This window comes from Vibrio sp. (genome assembly GCF_038138445.1).
Classification (GTDB): domain Bacteria; phylum Pseudomonadota; class Gammaproteobacteria; order Enterobacterales; family Vibrionaceae; genus Vibrio.
Genome location: NZ_JAYQDQ010000005.1, coordinates 87515 through 103112 on the forward strand (window position 1 = coordinate 87515; position 15598 = coordinate 103112).

At 41.7% G+C, this 15598-nt stretch carries 11 protein-coding genes and 2 pseudogenes; 5 read left to right on the forward strand and 8 right to left on the reverse strand.

The genetic code is table 11. The features are described from left to right. The first annotated feature begins 42 nt into the window (after positions 1-42). Together sppA and AAFM34_RS03260 are read left to right on the forward strand one after the other, a co-directional pair. Complete coding sequence (gene sppA / locus AAFM34_RS03255) at positions 43-1893, forward strand: signal peptide peptidase SppA (RefSeq protein WP_341659942.1); 1851 nt, start codon at positions 43-45, stop codon at positions 1891-1893. A gap of 345 nt (positions 1894-2238) precedes the next feature. Further along, positions 2239-3429 (forward strand): MFS transporter, encoded by a 1191-nt coding sequence (locus AAFM34_RS03260; RefSeq protein ID WP_341659943.1) that lies wholly within the window; start codon positions 2239-2241, stop codon positions 3427-3429. A 63-nt stretch (positions 3430-3492) separates the two neighbouring features. On the opposite strand, the pseudogene AAFM34_RS03265 reads toward AAFM34_RS03260, so the two are convergent. From AAFM34_RS03265 to glsA, 3 genes and pseudogenes are all read right to left on the reverse strand, one after another. Then, positions 3493-5583, reverse strand: a pseudogene (locus tag AAFM34_RS03265) (response regulator); the annotation flags it as partial. 192 nt (positions 5584-5775) lie between these two features. Then, positions 5776-6189: pseudogene (locus AAFM34_RS21000) on the reverse strand (hybrid sensor histidine kinase/response regulator); the annotation flags it as partial. 188 nt (positions 6190-6377) lie between these two features. Next, positions 6378-7385: a glutaminase A gene (glsA, locus tag AAFM34_RS03270; protein WP_341659945.1), complete on the reverse strand. Its 1008-nt coding sequence runs from the start codon at positions 7383-7385 to the stop codon at positions 6378-6380. Positions 7386-7821: 436 nt separating this feature from the next. Between glsA and ansA the strand changes: the two genes are divergently transcribed. Continuing rightward, entirely contained in the window at positions 7822-8838 is a 1017-nt protein-coding gene (ansA, locus tag AAFM34_RS03275) for an asparaginase (protein ID WP_341659946.1), read from the forward strand. A 143-nt stretch (positions 8839-8981) separates the two neighbouring features. Continuing rightward, on the forward strand, positions 8982-9812 hold the full coding sequence (locus AAFM34_RS03280) for a CPBP family intramembrane glutamic endopeptidase (RefSeq protein WP_341659947.1): 831 nt from the start codon (positions 8982-8984) through the stop codon (positions 9810-9812). A gap of 49 nt (positions 9813-9861) precedes the next feature. Here the strand turns inward: AAFM34_RS03280 and serS are convergent, their stop codons facing one another. The 4 genes from serS to AAFM34_RS03300 form a co-directional block, all read right to left on the reverse strand. Continuing rightward, the gene (serS, locus tag AAFM34_RS03285; protein ID WP_341659948.1) at positions 9862-11169 is read right to left on the reverse strand and encodes a serine--tRNA ligase; all 1308 of its coding nucleotides are present in this window, start codon (positions 11167-11169) and stop codon (positions 9862-9864) included. 96 nt (positions 11170-11265) lie between these two features. Next, complete coding sequence (locus tag AAFM34_RS03290; protein ID WP_341659949.1) at positions 11266-12612, reverse strand: replication-associated recombination protein A; 1347 nt, start codon at positions 12610-12612, stop codon at positions 11266-11268. A 2-nt stretch (positions 12613-12614) separates the two neighbouring features. After that, positions 12615-13211: an outer membrane lipoprotein chaperone LolA gene (gene lolA / locus AAFM34_RS03295; protein WP_341659950.1), complete on the reverse strand. Its 597-nt coding sequence runs from the start codon at positions 13209-13211 to the stop codon at positions 12615-12617. Positions 13212-13290: 79 nt separating this feature from the next. Next, positions 13291-13896, reverse strand: a complete 606-nt coding sequence (locus AAFM34_RS03300) for a YecA family protein (protein ID WP_341659951.1) — start codon at positions 13894-13896, stop codon at positions 13291-13293. A gap of 188 nt (positions 13897-14084) precedes the next feature. Between AAFM34_RS03300 and dusC the strand changes: the two genes are divergently transcribed. Beyond that, entirely contained in the window at positions 14085-15038 is a 954-nt protein-coding gene (gene dusC, locus AAFM34_RS03305; protein ID WP_341659952.1) for a tRNA dihydrouridine(16) synthase DusC, read from the forward strand. Positions 15039-15048: 10 nt separating this feature from the next. Here dusC and AAFM34_RS03310 read toward each other — a convergent pair. Continuing rightward, positions 15049-15598, reverse strand: a 550-nt coding sequence (locus AAFM34_RS03310) for an ATP-binding cassette domain-containing protein (protein WP_341659953.1), incomplete at its 5' end; no start/stop codon positions are given.

Genomic DNA, 15598 nt, shown 5'->3' on the forward strand with positions numbered 1-15598 from the left:
GTATCTAGATTTATACCTGCGCACGCGCGCAGTGGAGCCAGAATGAAAAAAATATTTAAGTATATTGGCATGATTTTCAAAGGCTTTTGGAAAGCCATCACCTTTGTCCGCCTTGCTTTGGTGAATCTTATATTCCTAATTACACTCGGACTTTTGTATTTTATATACTCAACCGGAAGTTCGGTTACTCCAAGCATTACTCAAAAGTCGGCGCTTGTTCTCAATATTTCCGGCCCAATCGTGGAGCAATCAAGATACGTGAACCCTATGGATTCAGTTGCGGGCTCTCTATTCGGTGAAGATATACCAAGCGAAAACTTACTGTTTGATATCGTAGATACCATCCGACACGCGAAAGATGACGATAAAATTACAGGAATTGTGTTAGCTCTTGGTAACATGCCAGAAACCAACTTAACTAAGCTTCGTTACATAGCAAAAGCACTTAACGAATTCAAAGCTTCCGGCAAGCCCGTTTACGCTGCTGGTGATTTTTACAACCAAAGCCAATACTATCTTGCCAGTTACGCAGATAAAATTTACCTTGCTCCAGATGGTGCAGTACTGATTAAAGGCTACAGTGCATATTCAATGTACTACAAGACATTGTTAGAAAAGCTTGATGTAAATACGCATGTTTTCCGTGTTGGCACCTATAAGTCAGCTATCGAGCCATTCGTACGTGACGACATGTCAAAAGCCGCAAAAGAGTCAGCTTCGCGCTGGCTAGGACAACTTTGGGGAGCCTATGTAGATGATGTCGCAACCAATAGACAAGTATCAAAAGAGACCCTAAACCCGAGTATGAAAGAGTTTTTAGCTCAACTAAAGGAGCAAGATGGCGACCTCGCAGGCCTGTCTCTTGAGCTTGGTTTAATTGATGAACTAGCGACACGTCAACAAGTAAGAGCAGACTTAATCGAAATCTTTGGCTCTAATGGCGAAGACAGCTATCAACACGTCGATTACTATCAATATATAACAACAATCAAACCTAAGTTTGATACTGCAAAAGATGACATCGCTGTAGTGGTCGCAAGTGGAGCCATTATGGATGGGTCACAACCACAAGGTACAGCAGGCGGTGACACAGTATCATCTCTTCTGCGTCAGGCTAGAAACGATGATAACGTAAAGGCTGTTGTCCTGCGTGTTGATAGCCCAGGTGGTAGTGCGTTCGCATCTGAAGTGATACGTAACGAAATACAGGCTTTAAGGGAAGCTGGTAAACCTGTCGTTGCATCTATGTCAAGCTTGGCTGCATCTGGTGGATATTGGATTTCTATGAGTGCAGATAAAATTGTCGCCCAACCGACTACCCTGACTGGCTCAATTGGTATTTTCAGCGTAATTACTACATTCGAAAAAGGGCTAAACAAGCTAGGAGTATATACAGATGGCGTTGGTACTTCCCCGTTTTCAGGTGTTGGCATAACAACTGGCTTATCTAAGGGAGCAAGTGACGCATTTCAACTCGGTATTGAGCATGGATACCATCGTTTTATTAATCTAGTAAGTGAAAACAGAAATATCGATATCAATGACATGGACAACATAGCTCAAGGCCGTGTATGGACAGGGCAAGACGCAGAAAAGTTTGGCTTAGTTGACCAAATGGGGGACTTTGATGATGCAATAGCATTAGCTGCCGAGCTCGCCAAGTTAGATGATTACAACTTATATTGGGTTGAAGAGCCGCTGACCCCAGCCCAAGAATTTATTCAAAACTTAATGAGTGAAGTGCAAATCAAACTTGGTCTAGATGTTTATGCTCTTATTCCTCCTACACTAAGACCTGCAGCAACTCAAATAATTCAAGATACAAGCCTATTAAGCAGCTTCAATGATCCTAAAGGTCAGTATGCTTTTTGTTTGAATTGCCAAGTTGAATAAATAACATCCACTACAACTATAGCGCCTATATCAGAAACATAATATATAGGCGCATTTTCTAACCACCTTTAAATTGTTTTTACTTCCTGATTTAAATCTATCGACTTCTCAACTATTTATCAGTTAAACTTCTAGAAAAACTCGTTTCATTGTGTATGATACGCATATATTTCTTAGGCTAAAATATAACTTTGTCCACAAAGTGGATCCCCTCAATATGGATATTTTAGTCAGTATTTTAATTACGCCATTACTTACACCTAATCCATATTTTAGATTGAGAGATCTTGGTAGTCTTTATAAAAAGCCAGCAGAAATAAGCTAAAGATAGAGGAGAATATTACATTGTCGTTAACATGGAAACAAAGAACTAGTGCCGTACTTGGTAATGCGATGGAGTACTACGATATTGCGGTATTTGCGTCAATATCTATGTATATTTCTCAGCTATTTTCAAACCAAGGAATTGAACATTCGGAATTTATCGTATGGGGAGTATTTGCATTAAGATTCTTAATTCGCCCAATTGGTGGTGTTGTCATTTGTCGCTATGCTGCACAGTATGGGCGAAAAAAAGCGCTGGTTTTCTGTAATCTACTAACAGGCTTTGCGACTGTCTCAATGGCTTTAGTCCCAGTGGAAACTGTTGGTCAATATGTAGTAATTGTATTCTTAGTCCTACAAATGCTCCAAGCATTTAGCTTTGGTGGAGAATATCCAACGCTTTTTAACTACCTTTTGTATGATGCAAATAAATCTGAGCGTTCTAGAATCAGCAGCTTAATTGTATCCAGCTCAATTTCAGGCGTTATCATATCGCTACTCATCGTTGCTGGGCTGGAGTACTTACTTAGTCAAGAACAAATGATGGATTGGGGTTGGAGAGTGCCGTTATTTATCGGTGTGATAAATATTCTCGTCAGTCTATATCTTCGCCTTTCTTTGCCTGAGCTACCTAAAGCCGGAAAAATAGCGACTCAAGCTAACTACAAAGTTATTACAAAAGTTTTTTGCTTATCCGTTCTTGCTGGTGTCATATTCTACGTACAAAACTTAGCAAGTGGTATTTTAGGCAAAGCAATGAATATTGAGAATTTGGCATTAATTAATTCTTCAGTGTTGGTATTGTTAATATTTATTTTTTCCTTTGTCGTAGATAAATACTTTTCTACCAAACAAGCATTAAAGTTTGGGGCAATAGCCATGTTGTTTTCTGCTATTCCACTCTTTGCACTACTTGGCTCCGAGCAATTTATCTTACAAGGATGTGCTGTTTTAGGTATTAGTACTTTATCTGCCGTGATATTGGGCAATACAGTAGCCGTACTTTGGCAGTATTCAGAAAACCACATCACAAGTTTAGGGGTTGGTTACAATATCGCCTTATCTATCTTTGGTGGTCTTACACCACTAATCGTAACAGAAGCGATGGAACATGGGTCAGCCTACGTAGGTTTATATCTGGCCATGGCTTCAATTCCTTGCCTAATCGTGCTTTACCTAACAGATACAAGGCCAGAGCTCTCTCTTGCTTAAAAACTTTATCTGCCGCAGACTCAGAAGATCAAATTCTGAGTCTGCATCCATTCTAATCTATCTCTATGAAGTGGCACTTTCAATCTCATGCAAAAGCGTCTCTTTCCTAAAAGGCTTGGGTAAATAAGCATCCATCCCAGAATCAAAATAGCGACGGATATCATCATCTATGACACTTGCTGTCAGCGCGATAATTGGCGTTTTAGAAAGCCCTGTGAACTGTTCAAATTCACGAATCTTTTGTGTCGCTTCAAACCCATCCATCACTGGCATCATGCAATCCATAAGAATAATATCAAAGTCACTGTCTTGTTCATATTTGTCCACCGCAACCTGCCCATTTTCCGCGATTTCAATTTGATAGCCCGCTTTGCTAAGCATAAATGATGCAACTTGTTGATTAACGCTATTATCTTCTACCAACAATATGCGTCCTAAATAGTCAGATAACGACTCACTAGGTACTTTAGTCATACCTTTAGGCTCTGCCTCTAATTTTGTTGGTTGTCTATGCGTGAGATCTTGAGGTATCAGTGTCGACAACTTTTCTCTAAGAACATCAGCTTTGAAAGGTTTAGCTAGATAATCGTCCATACCGACGTCAAAACACTTTTGAATATCCTCATCCACCACGCTAGCAGTAAGTGCAATAATGGGGACCTGGCGGTCGCGCTTTTCCTCTCGCTCTATTTGACGAATTTTCTCTGTTGCTTCAAATCCATCCATTACGGGCATCATGCAATCCATAAGAATTAGTGCGTAGTCATGCTTCTTAAACATTTCTAAAGCCTGATGACCATTTTCAGCAAGATCGAAGCTAAAGCCAGATTTTTCAACATGAATTGTGGCAATCTTTCGGTTTACCTCATTATCATCCACCACTAATATCTTGTTGCTCTTTACCTCTTCAGGCTCTTTTTGTGATGTTAAAGTTATAGGTTTAGCAATGCTTTGTTCTAACCGTTCGATCAGCTTCACCAAACGCTGACCAAGTAAAGGCTGCGTAATCACAGTACTAACACTTTCCCCAAAATCAAACTGGTGGCTATGGAGGTGCTTTATCAAACACACTTGTATACCCAACTCATTGATATAACGTAAAAGACTCTCACTTTGAGCTGCAGAGTTCGGCCTAGTTTCAACATAGATAACAATAACATTATCTTTTTCATACACCCATTCGGGTAACTGATCCAGTCCCGTTACCGATTGGTATGCAGGCGCATGATAGAAGTTTAAAGATTCACACAACTGCTCTCGCTTAGCTTTGTCATCACAGACTAAACACAGTGGGCTGAGACGTGAAACATTTTTCGAGTCAAAGTCCATTTGAGCAATAGGTAGAGAAAGTTCGAAGAAAAAACGGCTGCCTTGATTCTTTTCGGACTCTAAACGAATATTTCCTCCCATCAGCTCAACTAACTGGGTGCTGATCGCTAACCCCAAACCAGTACCACCAAATTGTCGAGTTGTAGACTCATCTTCCTGAACAAAGGGCTCAAAAATTTTCCTCTGCTGCTGCTCATCAATTCCTATTCCTGAGTCTTGTACAGAAAATTCTACTAAGGCATTAGTGCCATCCACTTCTTTTGTTTTCACACAAAGATGAACTTCACCCACATCGGTAAATTTCACTGCGTTGGACATAAAATTCATTAATACCTGACGTAGGCGATGATCGTCAACCATCAGACAATAAGGGGTATTGGGACTCACTATAACTTTGAGATCAATGCCTTTTTCTTGAGCTTTAGGTGACACAATTGATGCGATATCGTAAATAGATTCTCTTATATTGGTGGCGTTGGGGCTAATGACTAACATCCCAGATTCAACCTTGGAAAAATCCAAAATATCATTAATAAGATTGAGTAATAGGTGGGATGACGTCTCGATAGTACAAACGTAATCACGTTGAATAGCCGTTAACGAGGTATCGGAAAGAACTTCTGAAATACCTATCACACCATTTAGAGGTGTTCGAATTTCATGTGACATATTTGCCAGAAAGCTACTTTTGGCTTTACTGGCCTTAATCGCATCATCTTTTGCTCGCTCTGCATCTTCCCTCGCTTGATTAAGTTGGGCGTAATGGCTTTCAATCACATCGCTAGAATGATTATATCTATCCGCTAAGTTCGTAATTTCATCTCTAAACCATGCATGAGGCAGCAGAATTTTATTTGGAGCCTGAGCATTTTCACTATTACTCACTGTTTTCTCCATCAGATTAATGCGCTTGATAACGAAGAACCAAGTGAAAGCAAGAACGCTGGTCAGTAAGAGTAAAATGCGAATACTTTCTGCAAAAAGAATATGAACAAACTGCAGCCACAAACTATCATAGGTGGGCGTTAGATCTGATTGGATAATCAAATTGCCCAGCACGTAGCTTTTACCATTGAGCTGATATTCCAATGGCCATACTTGCGCGATCGCATTTTCATCCAGTCGCTGACCTCTTTCAATCACTGACTCTTTATCATTCCAGATGTTGGCGTAGTCTACTCCTGGCAAGGTTAGCAAACCTTCAATCTGCGATTTGAGTAAAGCTCTATCTTCCACCCATAAACTACTGGTAATACTCGACAACTGACTCACTTTTATATTAGATAGCGCGTTATTGATATGACTTATATCGAGTTGTAGTCGGTGATAGAGGTTGTAACTGGTTGTCGTCAGGGCAAGAAATACACTAATAATGGTGACGGCGAAGAGTAACTTTTTATTAATACTCAAGTATCGACGTTTGCCTTTCATATGAAACCTAGCTCTTATTTTATCTAGTCTCAAATAAGGATAGTCGGATGTACGAAAAGTGTGAAGTGCTGCCGAAATTCTTCACTGCCAAAAGTCTTTTTATACTCTAAAAACTGACTTTCGAGCGACAAAGGGACTTTATATAGCCAGTATTCATTGTCAATACTGGCTCATTTTTTAGATCAAGGTTACTTTTGGTTGGCGTAAGGATTTAAGTTCATCTCATTAACAATGTAACTCACCGCTCTTTGTGCTCGCACACTATTACCGAATTCATCAAGTGGTGGAGACACCACACCTATCGACATTTTCCCTGGTATAATGGCAATAAACCCACCACCGACACCGCTTTTAGCAGGTACTCCCGTTTCATAAAACCAGCTGCCTGAATTGTCATAAACCCCCGACATAACCATTGAAGACAATATGTTTGGTACATAATCACCATTTAATATTTGTTTATGTGTAATTGGATGAGAGCCATAGTTGGCAAGAACTGAACCCATTACTGCTAGATCATGTGAGGTGACATTAAGTGAACACTGCTTCGTATACGTGGTCACTGCATCGAGGGGGCTGGAACCAAGTTTTCCGTACGAGTCGAGCAGAGTAGCAATACCGAGATTACGTTTGTTGCCCTCCATCTCCGACTGCAAAACATCATTGTTAAGGCTTAGCTTTTTTCCTGCAAAGCTATCCATATTGCTCTTAATCACCTTCCAACGATCTGTTTCATTTTGAGGCGTTAACCAGCTCACAGTAGAGATAGCTCCAGCATTTACATAAGGGTTTGATGGAGAGCCATGCTGATTCTCAATCGCCAACACAGAATTAAAAGGCATGCCTGTAGGCTGAACTCCGATTGTCTCTTCAACAAAATCTGGCCCTTTGTCTTTCATCAACAGTGCTAGAGTAAACACTTTGGAAACAGACTGAATAGAAACTGGCGCGTCGTAGTCTCCAAATTCACAAACACGTCCGTCTACTGTCACAACCGAGATGCCAAATGTTTTTGGGTCAACTGACTCCAGAGCCTTGATATAACTTGCATTAGTGCCAATATCTAGCCCTCTGAACTTAAAATAGGCCGCTTGTGCGGCAGCACAGATCTGGTCGCCTTCTTGCTGACTTGAAAACGAGGGAGTGGTAAATAACACAAAAAATAGAGAAAAAAGCACCAAAAATTGTCTAGGCATACAAAACCTCATACTGCTGGCTAATTAAATTACAATTCATATATGGGAGAAAATAGGCACAATACTTATATGAATTTCCAAGAAATAGTCTGTGTTCTCGCTAAACCAATTATTTACCTAAGTATTACTATAAAAACCAAAAGATTGGTTTAAGTCACATATAAGCTTTGGATAGTAGCAAAATTTAACGCATGTCATTTTACAAACAACTGACCAGTCCAATTTATTGGTCATACCAGCCTAGTGAAGAGCTTATCCACCGTATGTTGCAGTCCCTTAACAAACGATAAACACCACCTTAGGGCTTTAGTTAGTACATTTATTGACAATTCAACAGATAAAAGAAAGCTGATGAGGAGCTACCCACTTTTTCTTGGCTTATATTAATATATAATCCCACGCTCTGTTCCCCTACAATTGACTGGTTTTTTAAGCTATGGCAAGAAAACATATATATATCGCTTATACTGGCGGAACCATCGGAATGAAAAAGTCTGACGATCACGGATACGTTCCCGTGGCTGGCTTCATGGAAAAGCAGTTAGCAAGTATGCCGGAGTTCCAGCGTCCTGAAATGCCAAAATTTACCATCCATGAATATGCTCCTTTAATCGACTCATCGGATATGACTCCAAAAGATTGGCAGCAAATTGCAGATGATATCCGAAGCAATTACGATAAATACGATGGATTTGTCATCTTGCACGGCACTGATACTATGGCTTATACGGCATCAGCTTTGTCATTTATGCTTGAAAACTTATCAAAGCCTGTAATTGTAACAGGATCCCAAATTCCATTGGCAGAGCTTAGATCTGATGGCCAAGCCAATTTGCTTAATGCTCTCCACATAGCGGCGAACTATCCAATTAATGAGGTCACGCTTTTCTTCAATAATAAGCTAATGCGTGGTAATCGAAGCACTAAGTCACACGCAGATGGTTTTAATGCATTCACCTCTCCAAACCTATCTCCCCTTTTAGAAGCTGGTATCAACATTCAGATCAGTAGTGATATTGTTGTGGACGAAAAGCCTGCTGGTACATTTAAAGTACACGATATTACACCACAGCCGATTGGCGTGATCACCATGTACCCAGGGATCTCCCATGAAGTAATTCGTAATACACTACTACAACCTGTTAATGCTATGATTTTGCTTACTTTTGGTGTAGGTAATGCCCCACAAAACCCAGAACTTCTGTCTCACCTTAAAGATGCATCAGAACGGGGGGTTATTGTAGTCAACCTTACCCAATGCTTGGCAGGTAAAGTCAACATGGGGGGATATGCCACAGGCTGTGCTCTTGCTGAAGCAGGTGTGATCAGTGGATATGACATGACACCAGAAGCTGCATTGGCAAAACTTCACTATCTACTCAGCCAAAACCTCAGTTATGAGCAGGTAAAGGCGCAGATGCAGCAAGTATTAAGAGGCGAAATGTCTATTTAATTCTTAGCCGCTTGAGCAAAGCATATCAAATAAGCCGATGACTTATCGGCTTTTCAATAAATTGATCTGATGAGTTTAAGTCCACTTGTTCACTCGGACAATTCGGTTCATGATGTGGCTTTAAAAATAAATGAGCCCAAGATATGCAAATAGACATCCAAATATGGGTTTGGCTAATACTCGCAATTTCAATTGCAGCAGCTTTTCTCAAGGTAAACAAAGCTTCATCGATTCTTCTCGCCGTCGTTCTGCTTAGTGCCCTGTATTTTGGGGTTGTAACGCCCGTTGGCTTTATACTGGTTAGCACGCTTTTTACCGCTCTTTACTACTTAAGAAACAAAACATGGATGCCATCAACGGCTCTATCTGCTTTTGCAGTTATCTGTTGTGTCGCTCTTTTCCTTCATCTAATCCCTGGCTTTAATAATCCTCAGGTACTAGAAAAAGTTCAAGCAGGTCCTCTCAGTGCAGACTTCAATATGTACATGAATTTGGACAAGCCACTCGTATTTTTTGCACTACTATGCATTTTCCCACCCTTATTAGGTAAGCCACGGCAAGCAAATTATCGCGGGTTATTGATTGTTTGTACCTTGCTTTTTGCTCTACTACCCATCGCATCGCTACTTGGTGCTATCAAGCCTGAATTGACTATACCATCATGGTGGTGGTTATTTGCATTTAACAACCTAATGTTCACCAGCGTCGCCGAAGAAGCACTATTTCGAGGCTTTATTCAGCAAAAGCTAACGGATAAATTTGGCTTATACATTGCTCTCGTCATCACGAGTTTGTTATTCGGTGTCGCTCACTTTGCAGGAGGCCCACTACTGATAATATTTGCCACGCTAGCAGGACTTGGTTACGGATTGGTTTTTCATCTAACCGGAAGGCTATGGGCTGCCGTTCTGATTCACTTCTTGTTTAACTTTAGCCACTTAGTTTTTTATACGTACCCTATCTTGCGAGGGTAATGATACAAAAAAGCCAGCCCTTGGGCTGGCTTTTAGTTGAATACCGCTCTTACCCTATGTGAGTCACACCACCCATATACTTCTGGAGGACGGCAGGAATAGCAATGCGACCATCGGCTTCTTGGTTGTTTTCCAGAATCGCCACCATAGTACGACCGACAGCCAAACCTGAACCGTTTAATGTGTGTAGTAGCTCTGGTTTTTTCTCACCTTTACGACGAAAACGAGCTTGCATACGACGAGCTTGGAAATCCCAAGTATTCGAACAAGATGAAATCTCACGATATGTCTCTTGTGCTGGAACCCAGACTTCTAGATCATAGGTTTTACGAGCGCCAAAGCCCATATCGCCAGTACATAGAATAACCTTACGATATGGCAGTTCTAGCATTTGCAGTACTTTTTCAGCATGTCCAGTTAACTCTTCCAAAGCCGCCATTGAATCTTCTGGCTTGGTAATTTGAATCAGTTCAACCTTATCAAACTGATGCATACGGATCAGTCCACGCGTATCACGGCCATACGAACCTGCTTCAGAACGGAAACATGGCGTATGTGCCGTCATCTTAATCGGCAAATCTGCTTCATCAACTATGGTGTCTCTCACCATATTGGTCACTGGCACTTCCGCTGTAGGAATAAGAGAGAGCTTACGTGGTTCTTCATCGTTAACTTTTTCAGTTAATGGCTCGGTATGGAAAAGATCTTCGCCAAACTTAGGTAATTGTCCTGTACCATATAAGCTGTCGGAATTAACCAAATAAGGTACATAAACTTCTGTATAGCCATGCTCTTCTGTATGTAAATCAAGCATAAACTGAGCGATAGCACGGTGAAGACGCGCAAATTGCCCCTTCATTACTATAAATCTTGCGCCAGTAATTTTTGTTGCGCAGGCAAAATCAAGGCCACCGCCCATCTCGCCCAAATCTACATGATCTTTAACCTCGAAGTCATAAGACTTGGGTTCACCCCAGCGCGACACTTCAACATTATCATTTTCGTCTTTACCTGCAGGCACTTCATCATCAGGTAAGTTAGGCACTGACAAAGTAATGTATTCCAACTTATTCTGGATCTCTGCGAGTTGTATTTTTTTAGCTTCAAGATCACTGCCGAGTGTACCTATCTGCTTTTTAATCTCTTCTGCACCTTCTTTGTCTCCTGCCGCCATTTTCTGGCCTATCTGCTTGGAGATCGAATTACGACTGGATTGTAAATTTTCAACTTCGACTTGGATCGACTTACGTTGATCTTCAAGTGTACGGATTGTCTCTACGTCTAGCTTATAGCCACGACGCGCCAGTTTTTCAGCTGTATCATCCAGCTCTGTACGAAGTAATTTAGAATCCAGCATTGTTAATCCTATGCTTTGGTGTAGTGAAATTTACGCTTAAACATCGTGCCCAAGCGCTTTGATAATTAGCCTGACAAATGTATCCAAAAAAGAGGCTTATTCATAGCGCTTTTGTGGGCTTTTTGCATCTAAACTTGCTAGATAATCTAACTTTTCCGCAATTTTTACCTCTAAGCCTCGATTTGTCGGAAAGTAATAGCGTGTATCCTGCATCTCTTGAGGGAAGTAATTCTCGCCGGCCGCATAAGCTCCGGCTTCATCATGGGCATAACGATACTCTTCACCATAACCAAGATCTTTCATTAATCCGGTTGGAGCATTACGCAGATGAACAGGAACCTCGTACTCAGGCTGATTATGAGCATCTTGAAGTGCTTGCTTCCAAGCCGTATATACCGCATTACTTTTGGGAGCACAGGCCAAATAGACAATAGCTTGCGCAATCGCTCTTTCACCTTCCGCTGGGCCAACTCGAGCAAAACAATCCCAAGCAGATAAAGCCACTTGCATTGCCCTTGGGTCAGCATTGCCAATATCCTCTGATGCAATTGCCAACAAACGGCGAGCAATGTATAAAGGGTCACACCCAGCAGCAATCATTCTTGCAGCCCAATAAAGCGCTGCATCAGGGTCTGAGCCTCGAATCGATTTATGTACTGCAGAAATTAAGTCGTACCAAATATCGCCTTTGTTATCAAAACGAGATACCTTCTCTCCTGCCACTTCAGCGAGCAGTGGTAAGGTTATCTGCTTGACTCCTTGTTCATCCTCTATCGCCATGTCATAGAGTAACTCCAGATAGTTCAGTGACATACGAGCATCGCCATTGACTAATTCAGATAGACGGTCAAGTACGTGGTCAGCAAAGTGAGCTTTAAATTTGCCCAAGCCCAATTCTTCATCATTAATGGCTTGCTCAAGTGTTTGATAAATATCTTGTACTGATAGAGAAGTAAGCTTATACACACGTGCGCGCGATAGCAGGGCGTTATTCAATTCAAATGATGGGTTCTCTGTCGTCGCACCAATAAAAGTAATGGTGCCATCTTCAATGTGAGGCAAAAAAACATCTTGCTGAGATTTGTTAAACCGGTGAACTTCGTCAACAAACAAGATGGTGCGAAGCCCGGCTACTTGGTGCTCACGCGCTTTCTCAATCGCCAAGCGTATATCTTTAACACCTGAAGTAACAGCAGATAAGCGCTCTACTTCGGCATGAGCATAATTGGCCGAAATTTCAGCCAAAGTCGTCTTTCCTGTACCTGGAGGTCCCCAAAGGATCATAGAATGCAGATGTCCAGACTCAAGAGCACGGCGCAGGGGCTTACCTTCCGCTAAGATATGTCGCTGCCCAATATACTGCTCAAACCTTGTTGGGCGCATTCTTGCGGCAAGCGGCCGAAAGTCCTCTTGCCCTGTAAAGTCCAAACAATAATTACTCATTGCTATTTCCTTTGATCATCAACCTCAACCCCTTTAGGAATGGTAAAAGTGAAACGCTCGGAGCTCGGTTTAGATAAACTGACATTGTTAAATTTGAAGTCACTTCTCTGACCGTCTTGTTCAACAATACTAAAACCTTTTACCGCTCCTTTTTTATCAATTTCAAGCTTGAAGCTACCTTGATTGCTATCAACTGAGGTTGGAATTAATGTAAAGAAATCACCTTGCTGGGAAACTTTATAGCTATCCCAATCACTGGGTTTGTTACGAGTCAGCAACACGAACGGTGTTTGCTCTGTGGCTTGTTCCTGTGAGTAAATACTTACCTGCTCTATAAACGGGCTGTAGTACCACAATGACTTTCCATCAGATACCAACACATTTTCATCAGGCGAAGTGGTTTCCCAGCGAAACAAACTTGGTCTAGAAATATCTACTTTTCCAGCACCTTTAGTTAACACATCGCCTTCTGGGCTAATTAACTTCTGGGTAAAATCAGCGCTAAAGCCTTCTGACAGTTGCAGCCTTTTACTTAGCTCGTCTTTAGGCGCTGCAAACACAGAAAAGCTCAGCAAAAATAGTACAGCAAATTTTTTCATTCTTTTTATCCTATTAAGTCGACACTACAACTTTACATCTTGATATCAGGATGTTTGACCGATTTCGGTTAACTTTGTTCTATTGGCCACAACACTGTTTAAATTTTTTCCCGCTACCACACGGGCACTGATCATTGCGGCCCACACCTTTAAATGGATTGAGTGACTGCGCTTTCGTGCCTAACATGATTTCATCTGCAGCAAGTGCTACTTCATTGATCATTAAATCAAGTTGCGGAACTAAATCATTTAACGCGGGTGGAGAGTCAACGCCAGCGGCTTTCATCTCATCTTGAGTCTTACTTTCATCAATAGCCAACATTAATGTCGTGAGCAAAGCTTGAAGCATTCTTAATGAGCCATCGACAAGGTTCACCTCTTGCCACTGTGGCTCTACCTTGGGCCACATAGTCATAAAACCTTCCGCGAAGTCCGCCAATTGCTCATCCTTTTGAGAAGCATCGAGCAATGACAACAACGAATACTCATTGCGTTTTAAATAAGCATATTGCTTGTGAATATGCTGCTCGACCTCAGTTTTAGCATTGGGCGTATGGTTAGGAAGAACCTCTGACAGCCATAGTTCAGGATCCAATGGCTTTGTCGCTAAGTTAGCCGCAAGGATCACGCCCTCGATGAAAATCTCAGATTCTTCAGTTTCAAGTTTTAATAGTGGATAAGTCATGCATGTACTTCAGACGTCATAATAGCTTTGGCCATTATAACCTGACCAAATGACAGCGGTCACTGTTGTCTTTACAGCTAAAGCATATTCGCAGGTTTAAAGTTAACCTATAGACAAGTCTCTCAGGTAATTAGACATCTTGCTGGGAAATCTCTAAAATCACGCCTCCTGATCAAGAGACATTGTTTATGCGAGTAGTTTTAGGCCCTATGGAGGGCGTTTTAGACCATTTAATGCGCGAGATCTTAACCGATATTAACGACTATGACCTTTGTGTTACTGAGTTTGTTCGCGTTGTTGATCAATTACTGCCTGAGCATGTTTTCTATCGTCTGTGCCCTGAGCTAAAGCAAGGGTCTAAAACTAAGTCAGGAGTACCAGTTCATATTCAGCTACTAGGACAAGACCCGCATTGGATGGCTGAAAATGCCGTCAGAGCTGCAGAGCTTGGTGCTAAAGGTGTTGATATTAACTTTGGCTGTCCAGCAAAACTGGTCAATAAAAGTAAAGGCGGTGCAGCATTACTGCAACACCCTGACCTAGTTCATCAAGTCGTTAGGGCCTGTCGAAACGCACTTCCATCACATGTTCCACTTAGCGCAAAGATTCGCTTGGGATGGGATAATCCTAACGACTGCTTTGAGATTGTTGATGCGATACAAAGCGCAGGCGCTAATGAGCTTACAGTGCACGCTCGGACCAAAACAGGCGGATACAAAGCCAGTGAAATAAAGTGGTCTTATATCAATGAAATCCGCCAGCGCTTTGACATTCCTCTCATCGCAAATGGTGAAATATGGAATTATCAAGACGGGCAAGCTTGCATTGAAACCACAGGTGTCGATTCTCTGATGGTTTGCCGCGGTGCGTTTAATGTCCCCAACTTAGGTAATGTAGTCAAACACAACCAAGCGGCCATGCCTTGGCAAGATGTCATCAAGCTATTACTGCTTTATTCTCAGTACGAAATGAAAGGTGACAAAGGGCTTTACTATCCCAATCGTGTCAAACAGTGGTTTTCTTACCTGCGTCAAGAATACCCTCAAGCAAACGAGTTGTTTCGAGAAATAAGGACTTTCAATAAAGCAGCGCCTATTGTTGAACGGATAAAGGAATACCAAAGCGCCGAACCCACAGCATAGATTGACATAACTAGTTGAGAAGGAGACTATCATCCGACAGCTCCTCTCCTTTAACGTGAGAAAACATATCGAGCAAGTCTGTAACCTGTAAATTGGCTCTTTGCTCACCCGAAACATCGAGAACAATTTCTCCTTGATGCATCATCACAGTGCGATCGCCACATGCTAGAGCATCTTTCATTGAGTGGGTTACCATGATCACAGTCAATTGAAACTCACTCACAAGAGTTTTGGTGAGTTCGATAACAAACATCGCCATTCTAGGGTCAAGTGCAGCGGTGTGCTCATCAAGGAGCAAAATCTTGCTATCAGCTAACGTAGCCATAACAAGGCTCACAGCTTGTCGCTGCCCTCCAGAGAGTAAACCAATGCTATCGCCCAATCGGTCTTCCAAACCAAGTCCAAGAATACTTATTCGCTCTTGGAAAATTTTACGCCTTTGACTAGATAGAGCAAATGCCCAGCCTCGCTTTTTCCCTCGCATATACGCCAGCGCCATGTTTTCTTCGTAAGCTGGCGGTGAGCCCCATTTAACTGAAAGCTGGCACCGACTAAAAATA